The sequence below is a fragment of the Ruminococcus sp. 210702-SL.1.03 genome (assembly GCF_020559915.1).
Classification (GTDB): domain Bacteria; phylum Bacillota; class Clostridia; order Oscillospirales; family Ruminococcaceae; genus YE71.
Genome location: NZ_JAJCLZ010000037.1, coordinates 1 through 12,817, shown reverse-complemented (window position 1 = coordinate 12,817; position 12,817 = coordinate 1). Strand labels below are relative to the sequence as shown.

9 protein-coding genes and 3 pseudogenes are annotated in these 12,817 nt (G+C 41.0%); 10 read left to right on the top strand and 2 right to left on the bottom strand.

Features of this window, described 5'->3' with window-relative positions; translation table 11 throughout:
* The 9 genes from LI114_RS12200 to LI114_RS12160 all read left to right on the top strand — a co-directional run.
* Positions 1–503 (top strand): transposase (locus LI114_RS12200; protein WP_227220911.1); only part of this gene is annotated, 503 nt, incomplete at its 5' end.
* Positions 504–796: 293 nt separating this feature from the next.
* Positions 797–1,123, top strand: coding sequence for a hypothetical protein (locus tag LI114_RS12195; RefSeq protein WP_117905804.1), 327 nt, complete (start codon positions 797–799; stop codon positions 1,121–1,123).
* Positions 1,124–1,298: 175 nt separating this feature from the next.
* Positions 1,299–1,805: a hypothetical protein gene (locus LI114_RS12190; RefSeq protein ID WP_117905803.1), complete on the top strand. Its 507-nt coding sequence runs from the start codon at positions 1,299–1,301 to the stop codon at positions 1,803–1,805.
* Positions 1,802–2,158, top strand: coding sequence for a hypothetical protein (locus tag LI114_RS12185; RefSeq protein ID WP_147338993.1), 357 nt, complete (start codon positions 1,802–1,804; stop codon positions 2,156–2,158). The genes LI114_RS12190 and LI114_RS12185 overlap by 4 nt, the downstream gene beginning before the upstream one ends.
* A complete protein-coding gene (locus LI114_RS12180; protein WP_227220910.1) occupies positions 2,115–7,382 on the top strand; it encodes a calcium-binding protein in 5,268 nt (1,755 codons plus the stop codon). Before LI114_RS12185 ends, LI114_RS12180 begins: the two co-directional genes overlap by 44 nt.
* Before the next feature lie 70 nt (positions 7,383–7,452).
* Positions 7,453–8,682, top strand: a complete 1,230-nt coding sequence (locus tag LI114_RS12175; RefSeq protein WP_227220909.1) for an ABC transporter transmembrane domain-containing protein — start codon at positions 7,453–7,455, stop codon at positions 8,680–8,682.
* Between the two features lie 225 nt (positions 8,683–8,907).
* Positions 8,908–9,582, top strand: coding sequence for a peptidase domain-containing ABC transporter (locus tag LI114_RS12170; RefSeq protein WP_264468309.1), 675 nt, complete (start codon positions 8,908–8,910; stop codon positions 9,580–9,582).
* Positions 9,575–10,480, top strand: a complete 906-nt coding sequence (locus tag LI114_RS12165; RefSeq protein WP_227220908.1) for a biotin/lipoyl-binding protein — start codon at positions 9,575–9,577, stop codon at positions 10,478–10,480. The genes LI114_RS12170 and LI114_RS12165 overlap by 8 nt, the downstream gene beginning before the upstream one ends.
* Positions 10,470–10,802: an HlyD family secretion protein gene (locus LI114_RS12160; protein WP_227220907.1), complete on the top strand. Its 333-nt coding sequence runs from the start codon at positions 10,470–10,472 to the stop codon at positions 10,800–10,802. Before LI114_RS12165 ends, LI114_RS12160 begins: the two co-directional genes overlap by 11 nt.
* Positions 10,803–10,994: 192 nt before the next feature.
* Here the strand turns inward: LI114_RS12160 and LI114_RS12155 are convergent.
* Positions 10,995–11,177, bottom strand: a pseudogene (locus tag LI114_RS12155) (IS3 family transposase); the annotation flags it as partial.
* Between the two features lie 99 nt (positions 11,178–11,276).
* Here LI114_RS12155 and LI114_RS12150 point away from each other — a divergent pair.
* Positions 11,277–12,326, top strand: a pseudogene (locus tag LI114_RS12150) (IS256 family transposase).
* 197 nt (positions 12,327–12,523) lie between these two features.
* Here LI114_RS12150 and LI114_RS12145 read toward each other — a convergent pair.
* A pseudogene (locus tag LI114_RS12145) lies at positions 12,524–12,817 on the bottom strand (transposase); the annotation flags it as partial.

Below are 12,817 nucleotides of genomic sequence, written 5' to 3'. Positions count from 1 at the left end.
GCCTTTCGGGTATGAAAGAAGCCGTAAATACGGCATTTCCACAGACAGAATTACAGCGTTGTAACGTTCATCAAGTAAGAAACACGCTGAAATATGTTGGTGCAAAAAACAAGAAAGAATTTTCCAACGATTTGAAAACCATTTATCACGCACCGTCTGAGGACGCTGCGCTTGAACAGCTTGAGCGTGTGACGGAGAAGTGGGAGAAAGATTATCCAAACGCCATGAAGAGCTGGTACAAAAACTGGGATGTGATCTCACCGATCTTCAAGTTTTCCGCTGATGTGAGAAAGGTCATTTACACCACCAATGCGATCGAAAGCCTTAACAGCGGCTATCGTCGTCTGAACAAACAGAGAAGCGTATTTCCGAGCGATACAGCGCTCCTGAAGGTTCTGTATCTTGCAACTCATGAAATAGCGAAAAAATGGACTATGCCGCTGAGGAACTGGGGCATAGTTCTTGGCGAGCTGGAGATCATGTATCTCGACAGGCTAAGCTGAGCCGGCACAGTCAGTCTGCTTCCATTCCGCTACGCTCCATTCCAGCAGACTGACTGTTGAAGAACCTTGACAAATTACGGTATTTATTGTATACTGTAAAAAAATGAGCGGCTGTTTTTCAAGCCGCTCCACAATATCGTTTTTTATCACTGTTGTTGAATTCACAGAGATTTTTTCACAGGGCCGATAAAACTTTTTCATTTCCATGCTCGCTGGATGATTTGGGTGAGGGTTTTTCTTTTTGGGATGAAAGCATGATATATGAGGAGAAAACCGAACTTAGAAGCTGAGGATTGTTATATGACGGTAAATTGCTGGATACGGTCACAATGCATTGTGCAGCAGACGATAATGATTATAGTGATAATGATATTATTTGTATAAGCTTTACTGCGAGTGCTTTTAAAAGGCAGGATACGATTGATAATATTTCAATAGGCGGAATAACCTTTGAGAGTACAGAAGCAGAAATAAATCAAATGTTTGGTGAACCGACAGACAATCATGAAGATTCAAGTCACTTTAGCTCATATTTATATTTAATTGATAAAAAGTGGCTGACTCTTTCTTTTAATTATGGGCATCTAAATATTATAGATCTTAATTTTGGAGGAAAATAAAACGTCGATTAATATTGATACAAGTTTTGAGATTATATTAAAACTAGACAATGATATGACAAAAGTAGAAGAAACAATGATAAAACTATCTGACGAAGAAACATATACCGTAGATGGTTTTTGTGAAATATAAAAAAATAATTTTTATTCGTCGCTTGATGAGAAAGGAAATGTCATGAAATTGCAAAAACAGATTACAAACGAAGAATTGCTTGAACTTACAAGAAAAGCATTTGAGAATGATGAGGTTGCTGAATTTCTTTGCGGAGAAAAAGGATATTCAGTTATGGGAAACAGGGATATACCTATTAATATTCCTACAGATTTCGGACGCATTGTAGAAAAAGGAATATATGAGTTATATTTGACTACAAATGATGAAGTAATTATCAAGAAATTCCGTAAAGCAATTATGACACTAAATAGTACACCTATTCAAGTTTGGTGTGCATATATGGCTTGTTGGAATCAAATTTTCAATGAACATTCTAAATATCCAGCACCGTTTAAAATGATTGATGATACCCTTTTAAAGACATTAAAAAGTACCTTGATAAACAATGAATCATCTCTACGTAATTGTAAAGAGTGGATGGGGATTAACAAAAAAAATGGATTATGGGATTACATAATTCGTATAGATAATGTCTTAAAAAAAGATTATGGGGTGAGTGTATTATGAGTGAAGTGAATAATGATTTTTTAGAATATGGAGCTTCTTTTTTAGTTACAAAGAGAGATTATGATTTGTATTATAGTGATCCAGATAGTTTACTTGGTGCGGGAGGGCAACGCTTTATTGCACCAAGCAATCAAATGGATCAATTGCTTATTGTAGCTAATGGTGATATTGGCATTATAGAAGAAGGACTAGGTATAGAGACCGATAAATGGGCAGGTCAAGAATTAGTTAGAATTGACATAGATAAATCCATTGTAAATGATTTCTATGAAAGTGGAAATCTTAAGCTTCCAACAGGTTCAGAATCTGGTGCAAATAGTTCCTGGTGGAGAAACAAGTGGTGGTATAGCTGAAGCTATACTTTCTGATTGTCCTACTTCCAATATTGATAGAGTTGGAACTACTACTGCAGTAAATGGAGTCCCGACCGAACAATTAAATAATCTATATAATTCGTTAGGAGGAGATTCAAACGCACTTAAAACTGTTACTGATGCAGTAGATGATATTCCGAGAACAAATATAGATGAGAATGCGCTATTAAAGAATATTACTACTGGTAAAACAAATGTAATAGACGCTATTGATGATGTTTCAACTCTACCGGGACGTAGTAATGGCACACATCTTGGTGTGCGTGTTGGTGCTGTACTTGGTGTTTTAGGAACGGTTGGAGATGTTGCTGATGTTGTCACAACAGCTAGTACAGCATATCAACAATATAAAAATGGAGATATTGAAGGAGCAACTGATACACTTGGTTCATGGGGGATGAGTACATTAGGTGGAATGGCAGGTGGTGCAGGTGCAGGTGCTCTAGCGGGCATTGGTATGGGCACTCTTGTTGCAGCTGGACTTGTATCTGGACCAATTGGCTGGGCTGCAATTGCTGCAGCTGGTCTTGCTGGTGGTATTCTTGGTGGATTTTTGGGTGAGAGTATATGGGATTGGCTACTAGACCCTCTCAATGACGAATATACAAATGCAGGTAACGCTCAACCTCCTCGTGATCCTCTTGCGATAGATCTTGGAGCATTAGGGATTGAACTTACGACACTTGAAAACGGTGTTAACTTCGACCTAGATAAGAATGGTTTTGCTGAAAAGACAGCATGGATAGGTCTTGAGGATGGTTTCCTTTGTCTTGATCGCAATGGTAATAGTAAAATTGACGATGGCGGTGAGCTTTTCGGTGATCAAGTCGAACTTTCTAATGGCGCAATTTCTGTTTCGGGTTTTGAAGCATTGGCGGACTTTGATGAAGATGGCGATGGTGTAATTGACCATAATGATACAGTATGGAATGATTTGCGAGTTTGGATTGATGCAAATCATAATGGTATATCTGATTCAGGAGAATTGAAAACACTAAACGAATTAGGAGTAGTAAATATAAGCCTTGATGTTACCAAGGAGGAGAATGTTGATACTGCAACTGGAACTATGGAAGCTGAATTTGCTATGGTTACTTTCGCAGATGGAACTGAGCGAAAGATTAGCGAGTTTTGGTTCCCAGTAAACACTTCAGATACAACACAGACGGGCGGAGATGGTGAAATTGTAGAAACCAAAGGAAATGTTCCGGATATTACTTTAGCTATTGAAGCAGATAAGACAGGAACACTTGCGGTACTGTATAAAAAATATTGTTTATCAGAAGATTTTGTTGAAAAGCGATTTCTCTCAAAACAGATTTTATACTTTATTACTGATTCAACAGATATTAGTCCGAATTCGCGCGGCGGAAATATTGATGCTCGTGACCTGCATGTGATTGAAACCTTTATGGGACGTGAGTTTGTTGGCGTTGGTGGAACAAATCCAAATTCAAATGCAGCAAACATTTTGAAAAAGTTGTATATATCACTTGAAAATATCTTTTTCAGCGATCTTAATGTAGAATCACAGGACAGTTTCTATATTAACATGATTTTTGTTTCAGAGGATGAACAGGGAAATAAAATCGTAGATTTCACTTTTCTTAATGCCATTTTAGAAATGGAAATTGCTACTGGTGAAAACGTTGAGGGAAACCTTTATAGTATCGGTTCATATCTTTCTCTGTTCGATGAAGCTTATGATACTAATGCTTTCAGTGAGTTTAGTACATACTATAAAGCAGTTTCACCACAATATGCTGATATTTTGGAACTGTCTAAATCAGGAACTACATATCTTGCAACCAATGACAATGACACATATAGAGGAACTGGAAATAATGATTTCATTTTCGGATTGGATGGAAATGATATATTAAATGGTGCGAGTGGAATTGATATTATTCATGGAAACAACGGCAATGACCAAATATCCGGAGGAGTTGGAAACGACATGCTCTACGGCGATTCAGGCAACGACACTCTCGACGGAGGGACAGGCAATGACACTCTCAAAGGCGGCTACGGCGATGATACATACATTTTCGCAAAGGGCTACGGAAACGATACAATAATAGACTCCGATGGTCTGAATACTCTCAGATTTAAGGGAATTAAACCAAGCGATATCCTTGTAAACGGCACAGATGAATACGACGCAACTATTACAATAAAGGGTACGAACGATACTCTTGTTATCAAGGATTTCCGCAAGAGTGAGGAATACCGCAATTACGACCTTGAAATAGACGGAGTTAAAATGCACGTTACAGATAAGGATAGTCCGTTCAGACATATCTACGGCGGAAACGGCGACGATGTTCTTAAAGCAGTTGTAGATGATTCGATCATGCACGCTTTCGGCGGTGACGATACCGTTTACGGAAGTAAGGAAAATGACGTTATCTACGGCAACGAGGGCAATGACACCGTTTACGCAGGAAACGGAAACGACTTTGTTTACGGCGGAGATGATAACGACGCTATTTTCGGTGAGGAAGGCGACGATATTATTTACGGTGATAACGGTGATGACATTCTCGACGGAGGAGCAGGAAACGATATACTTTATGGCGGAGCAGGAAACGATACATATGTATTCAGCAGAGATTACGGTACAGATGTCATTGATGACAGCGAAGGAACGTCAACTGTTAAGCTTGCCGACGATCTGACTTTGTCGGATATCGAGATCAATGCCGTTGGTAATGATGTGATTATCAGTATTAAGGATACAGAGGACAAGCTTATCATTACCGATTTTGCAGACGCTCCCGAAAACTACGTTCTGCAGATAGGCGAAGAAATCCTGCCCGTACAGGATAATATCACAGGCATCGATAACTATGTTACAGGTACAGAGAATTCAGATTATTTACCTCTTGAAAGCGACAAAGCCAATATCGCCGCAGGCGGTAACGGAGATGACTTTATTATCGGAGGAACAGAATCTGACTATATCTTCGGAGATTCCGGAACTGACAGAATTACAGCAAATGACGGCAATGACGTGATCTTCGGCGGCAGCGGAAATGACTCTCTGTTCGGAGAATCAGGAAATGACTGTATCTCAGGCGGAAACGAAGATGATTACATCAACGGCGGTGACGGCGACGATATTATCGACACAGGCTCAGGCAATGACTTTATTGACGGAGGCAGCGGAAACGACACCTATATCTTCAAGCCGGGATACGGCGCTGATTCTATTATGGACAGCGAGGGTGCAAATACCATTATGTTCGGTGACGGATTCACCGCAGAAGGTGTAAAGGCATACCGTTCCAACTGGAATGATATTCTTATTACCTTTGACGGATTTGAAGATACCCTTACAATAAAGAATTACTGCATCAGCAAGGAAGCAAGAAACTTTACGCTTGTATTTGCCGACGGAACAGTCGTAGAAGCAACAGCTCAGAACAGTCCTCTCAGAACTATTTACGGTACTGACGGCAGCGAGTACATGATCTCTATTTATGAGGACGGAATAACCAAGATCGGTCAGGACGGCAATGATCAGCTTGTAGGCAGCGACGGAAACGACTTTCTCTACGGAGATAAGGGCAGCGACAGACTTACAGGCAACGCAGGAAACGATGTTCTTGACGGCGGTGAAGGCAATGACTTCCTTTACGGAGGCGCAGGCAACGACACATATATTTTCAAAAAAGGCTACGGTACAGATACTATCGACGACGGCGAAGGGACGAATACTATTGAGATTTACGGATATTCAGCAAATCAGATAAAGGCTTACCGTACAAACTGGAACGATATTACCGTTACCTTTGAGGGTTCTGATGATAAGCTTGTGATCGAGGGATTCTTTACTTCCGAAGCAAACAGAAACTTCTACCTCACATTCAACGGAGGTTCTAAGGTTCACGCAACCGCTTCCAACAGTCCATTAAGAACTGTTTACGGAACTGAAAATAGTGATTACATTGTAACTATGGACGACAGGGGGGGAACTCTTATCGGTGAGAACGGAAACGACAGCCTTAATGGAGGAAACGGCGCAGATAAGCTGTACGGAGGTATCGGAGACGATCAGTTTTATGGCAACGGCGGTAATGATACCCTTGACGGCGGAGAAGGCAGTGACTATCTCTACGGCGGAGCAGGAAACGATACATATATCTTCAACATAGGATATGGCACAGATACAATTAACGACAGCGAGGGTATCAATACGATCTCATTCGGCAGCGGTCTCTCAGCAGATACTATGTCCGTTTACAGAACGAACTGGAACGATCTTACTATCACATTTGATGGAATTGAGGACAAGCTGATCATTCAGAATTACTTTACGTCTGAGGAAAACAGAAACTTCAATGTAAACTTTGCAGACGGAACAAGATATGCATACGACAGCGAGGAAAATCCTCTTAAACAGGTCCATGCGACTGAATACGATGACTGGATGTCAGCATGGAGCGATAACGGCATTGTTATTCACGGCGACGGAGGAAACGATACGCTTAACGGCGGCGCCGGAAACGACGCGCTTTACGGCGGAACAGGAACCGATTATCTGTACGGAAATGACGGAGATGATATCCTTGACGGCGGAGAGGACAATGATTATCTGAACGGCGGCAACGGAAACGATACATATGTATTCGGCAGAAATTACGGTACGGATATAATTGAGGATTATGACGGAAATAACAAGATCGTATTAAGCGGTATTGATCTTAACGAGGTCACATTTACTAAAACAAACCAATCCGAACTGACTGTATCAATAAACGGCAGCGAGGATAAGCTGACTATAAGGAACTTTAATTCCGAAAGCTTTATCTTTGAATTTGCAGGCGGAGCAGTAGGAACAGTAAATAAGGATACCTGGGAGCTTGAGCTTAGTCAGCCTGCAAGCAATGAAATATCTGAGAAAGATGTCATACAGTCAAACGCCGAGCTTCTCTCGGATATCTATTCAGACGAAAGTATGTCTTCAGATTTGCTCACAGAAATAAACGACACCGTTCTGATTGATTCTTCAAGCACTGTTTCTGCGGCAAAGGAAACAGAGGAAACCGCAGATCAGACGGATATACAGGTAATGATACTGACCGAAAATATGTCCGCTTTCGGTACGGAGAACAACGTTTCTGACAGTATGAGCATTAGTGATCCGATGCAGGATACGTCAGCTTTGAATCAACTGCTTGTCGGTACGCAGGCAGAGTAATATAAATTCTGATTAAAAGTGCGGCAGTAAAAAAGCTGCCGCATAATTTATGTAAAAAGGAAGTCGAAGCATGGAGAAAAAACAAGACAGCGGACTTAGCTGCTTTATGATAGTTATGAAGTTTCACGGTATACCTATCACAAAAGAGCAGGCTGAAACGCTATCAGTTCTTGATCCCGAGCAGAAAACCGGAGAAATAGAAATAATAGAATCCGCAAAGAAATTGAAAATGCGGGCAAAGCTTTGTAAGCTGAATTTAAAAAAGCTGAAGGACGTAAAGGCGCCGATTATTGCAAAGGATAAAAACGACGTATTCTTTATTGTCGCAAAATCTCAAGGCAATAAATTCATGGTCTTGTTTACGGACAAAACCCAGCCGGAGATAAAATCCCGCGAGGAATTATCTGAAATCTGGGATGGCACAGCGATCCTTGTTACAAAAAAAGGAATAATGGACAGAGAAGAGGTATTCAGCTTCAAGTGGTTTATACCCACGATACTGAAATTCAAAAAGGAATTTATACAGGTACTGATAGCCGTATTTACAATACAGATTTTAGGAATCCTTACTCCCGTTATGACTCAGGTCGTTGTGGATAAGGTTTTAGTCCATAGAAGTATGTCGACGCTTAACGTGCTTGCAATCGGTATCGCAATTGTATATATATACGAGCTGATTCTGTCCCTTGCCAAAAACTATGTGTTTACCCATACGACAAACAGAATAGATGTTATGCTCAGCTTCAAGCTGTTTCGGCATTTGTTCGCACTTCCCTTGAAATACTTTGAATCAAGACGAGTCGGCGAAACGGTGGCGAGAGTAAGAGAGCTTGACAGTATCAGAAATTTTCTGACAGGCACTCCGCTTTCCTCAATGATAGATTTTATTTTCATAATCGTATACATAGTAGTATTGTTTTTCTACAGCAAAATGCTGACAGTTATCGTCCTCTGTTCTATACCCGTTTACGCAGTACTTTCGGCCATCGTTACTCCCCTTTTCAAAAAAAGACTGGACGAAAAGTTTGAAACGGGAGCGAACACTCAGTCTTTTTTGGTTGAATCCATAACGGGAGTGCAGACCGTAAAATCCTATGCATTAGAGCCAAAGTTCGAGAAAAAATGGGGCGATTTGCAATCCGATTACGTAAAGGCAAGCTACAAAACCTCTATGGTTTCCGCAACCGCCGGAACGACCGGACAGTTTATTCAGAAGGTATTCGACCTGTTGATTCTGTTTTTCGGCGCAAAAGCGGTAATGGACGGTAATTTTACAGTGGGGCAGCTTATGGCGTTTTGAATGCTTTCCGGCAGAGTAAGCGGTCCTGTTTTAAGACTGGTACAGCTTTGGCAGGAATATCAGCAGGCGTCGCTTTCAGTAAAAAGAATCGGCGATATTTTTAATACAGCCCCTGAACCGATTCTAAACGCAAATCAGACTGCTATGCCCGGCGTTCAGGGTAAAATTATATTCGATCAGGTGCATTTCAGATACAATCCGCAGGGCGGAGAGGTTATCAAGGGAATGAGCTTTGAAATAGAGCCTGACACTATTGTAGGAGTCGTAGGCAGAAGCGGTTCGGGAAAGAGCACCATTTCAAAGCTGATTCAAAGACTTTATTTGCCGGAGGGCGGTAAAATATCCATAGACGGAATGGATATTTCACTTGTGAATCCCGCAATGCTCAGAAAGCAGATCGGAGTAGTATTGCAGGAAAACTTTATGTTCAACGGGACCGTAGCGGAAAATATTTCAATTCACTGCTCAACAGCAAGTATGGAGCAAATCATTCATTCTGCAAAAATAGCGGGCGCGCATGATTTTATCCTTGAACTTCCTAACGGCTATGAAACGATTATCGGCGAAAAGGGCATGGGACTTTCCGGAGGTCAGAAGCAAAGAGTCGCTATTGCGAGAGCAATACTTAACAATCCCAGAATACTTATATTTGACGAGGCTACGTCTGCTCTTGACTATGAATCTGAAAGCATTATCCAGAATAATCTCAAGGAAATATGCAAAGGAAGAACAGTGCTTATTATTGCTCACAGGCTTTCAACGTTAAAGGACGCGCAGAAAATCATGGTGATTGATAAGGGCAATCTTGTGGAATACGATACTCATGAGAATCTGATGAAACGTGAAGGGCTGTATCATTATTTGTATAACCAGCAGAAAAGGGGCGATATTGATGAATAATAAGCTGACGGAATACGTATTGAAGCACAGCAAAAGCAAGGATAAGGAGCTGAAGTATGATTTTATGCCGTCCTTGCTTGAAATTATTGAACGCCCTGCCCATAAAGCGGGAACGGTAATAATTCTCGGAGTTTTTACGCTTCTGATCGCGGCAGTCATTTGGGCTTGCCTTTCGAAAATAGACGTGGTAGTTACTGCCGGCGGAAGCGTTCAGCCATCAGGAAATGTAAACGTGGTGCAGGCCTATTCAGGCGGAACAGTAAAGTCAATAAACGCTGCCGAAGGAGAATATGTGAAAAAGGGAGACGTTCTGATAGAGCTTGATACGGAATCCCTTGATATTGATACAAACCAGCTTAACAGTCAGAAAGAAATTCTTGAAGCACAGCGGAAAATATATACAAAGATTAAAAACGGCGACGATATTTCAAAGGTTAAAATTGAAGATTACGAAGCTGAGCTTAAACCGTATATTCAGTCAATTATGGATGCAGACGCAAGCTATAATAACACTCTTGACAGTCTTAAGAAGGATAAGGAAAACGCCGATTTAAATCATCAGATTTCACAGCTGCAGCTTGAGGAATACGAAGAAAGCGGAACACGCCGTCAGGTTGAAATGCAGGAGCTTATAGTAAAGCAGAACGAGCTTGCGCTAAAACAGTCGGAAACGAAAATCAAGGATACAAAAATCCAGTACAGCGCACAGATCAATTCAAAGCTTTCGGAGATAAGCGGTCAACTTGACGAAATAGAAACCAGCCTTGAAAAATACGCCTTGTCTAAGGATTATCAGTATATAACGGCGCCTGTAAGTGGATATATAAACAACGTAAATGTGAACACCGTCGGAGCGGCGGTAACGAACGCACAGGAGCTTGTAACATATGCCTGTTGAAATGGTGTGCTATGTAAAGAATATGGATATTGCCGACATAGAAATTGGAATGGAAGCGGAAATCAAGCTGGAGGCGTACCCGTATAACAAGTACGGAACGGTAAAGGGAAAGGTGAAATATATCAGTCCCAACGCGTTTGTCAGCGAGCAGACGGGTAGCGTTTATCTTGTGAAGCTTGAAATTACAGATAAAAATGATGAGATAGATGTGATTTCAGGATTATCCGGAAGCGTGGAAATAAAGACGGATAAGAGAACGGTTATGGATTACTTCTTAGAGCCTATTAAAAAAGGCTTCGGGGAAGCTCTGAGGGAGAAATAGTTTTGAAATTGACACCTCCCCCCTATCACAGTGAAACGGGAAAGTTAATAAGGAAAAGGCATATATATAAATACAAAGAGAAAAGTATAGTAATTTAAAACGGAACGTGTAATGGAATGACCCCAAAAAGTTAGACAAAGTTTAAAAAGTATATTTATGCAAAGCGACTAAGAGAAATCTTGGTCGCTTTTGTTATGCGGCTTTGAGCCTGAACTCCACCGGTGACATACCATCAAGCTTAAGCTTGATGCGTTTTGTGTTGTACCATTCGATATACTCGTGAAGTTCTTTGATGAAATGCTCAATGCTCGTAAATTCTTGCAGATAAAGTAATTCTGTCTTTAACAAGCTGAAGAAGTTTTCGGCACAAGCATTGACCCTCTGAAAAAAAGTCTGTAAAAAGTCAGTCAACTGTAGTAAAATAGAAATAACACAGGAGGCTGATTTTTTATGGGAAGAAGAAAAAGAGAACCAATGAGCGAAGGAAAAAAGAACATCATCGGAATGCTGCTCGAGGAGTATGATATCAGGACAGCAAAGGATATAGAAGATGCTCTGAAAGATCTTCTTGGCGGCACAATACAGGAAATGCTTGAATCTGAAATGGATGAGCATCTCGGATATGGCGCTTATGAGCGTTCTGACAATCCGGACTACCGAAATGGAAAGAAAACCAAGAAAATACGCGGGAACTTCGGAGAAACAGAAATTGAAGTGCCACAGGATCGTGATGGAACATTTGAACCCAAAGTCGTAAAGAAGCGTCAGAAGGATATTTCGGGAATAGAGCAGAAGATCATTTCACTGTACGCAAAGGGCATGACACTCGCCAAATAAGCGAAACTATCGAAGATATTTACGGATTTGAAGTCAGCGATGGTATGGTATCCTATATCACAGACCGTCTCCTTCCGCAGATAGAAGAGTGGCAGAAACGTCCTCTTGACGAGGTTTATCCCATTGTATTTATTGATGCTGTACATTTTTCTGTACAAGAAAACAGACAGATAAAAAAGCTTGCAGCATATGTAATCCTTGCAGTAAGCTTGACAGGTCACAAAGAAGTGCTGTCCATACATATCGGTGAAAACGAGAGTGCAAAATACTGGCTTGGCGTTCTTAACGAGCTGAAAAACCGCGGTGTAAAGGACATTCTTGTCATCTGTGCAGACGGACTTACAGGCATGAAAGAAGCCGTATCAACGGCATTTCCGCAGGCTGAGCTTCAGCGATTATCCCAATGCTATGAAAAGCTGGTACAAGAATTGGGACGTCATATCGCCGATTTTTAAGTTTTCAGCGGAGGTCAGAAAGGTCATTTACACCACCAATGCGATTGAGAGCCTTAACAGCGGATACTGCCGTCTAAATAAACAGAGAAGCGTATTTCCGAGCGATACGGTGCTTTTAAAGGCACTGTATCTTGCAACTCATGAAATAGCGAAAAAATGGACTATGCCGCTGAGAAACTGGGGTAGAGTTCTGGGAGAGCTTGAAATCATGTATCCCGACAGGCTCGGCTGAGCGAGCCACTGAACATCAGCCTGATGGAATGGAGCGCAGCGCAATGGAATCAGGCTGATGTTCAAAAAGAACCTTGACAAATTGCAGTATGCATTGTATACTGTAAAAAATTAGAGTGGCAAATTTTATGCCACTACCAACTAACGTTTTTATCACAGTTGATTAATTTACAGAGATTTTTTCGCAGAGCCCAAGCAATTGTCAAGACAATTTCCTTTGCGTGACATACTCTGCCTTATCCCTTTATCTTTAAGCATTTTCTGATAATGCCTGTGCTGATATTGCCAACCTTGGTCTGAATGAAGTATCAGATTTGTATTGTCAGGTATTTTTGCAAATGCCTTTTCAAGCATATCTGTAACCTGATTCAAATTCGGATGATAGCTCAGATTGTAGGACACAATCTCACCATTAAACAAATCCAAAATAGGTGAAAGTGATTTTGTCAATAAAACTTGACACATTGACCGCAAGGATTTGAAGTTAAGCAG

Coding starts and splice junctions, on each gene's coding strand:
- LI114_RS12190 (WP_117905803.1), top strand. CDS start 1,299: ATGAAATTGCAAAAACAGATTACAAACGAAGAATTGCTTGAACTTACA.
- LI114_RS12185 (WP_147338993.1), top strand. CDS start 1,802: ATGAGTGAAGTGAATAATGATTTTTTAGAATATGGAGCTTCTTTTTTA.
- LI114_RS12175 (WP_227220909.1), top strand. CDS start 7,453: ATGGAGAAAAAACAAGACAGCGGACTTAGCTGCTTTATGATAGTTATG.
- LI114_RS12170 (WP_264468309.1), top strand. CDS start 8,908: ATGAGCTTTGAAATAGAGCCTGACACTATTGTAGGAGTCGTAGGCAGA.
- LI114_RS12165 (WP_227220908.1), top strand. CDS start 9,575: ATGAATAATAAGCTGACGGAATACGTATTGAAGCACAGCAAAAGCAAG.
- LI114_RS12160 (WP_227220907.1), top strand. CDS start 10,470: ATGCCTGTTGAAATGGTGTGCTATGTAAAGAATATGGATATTGCCGAC.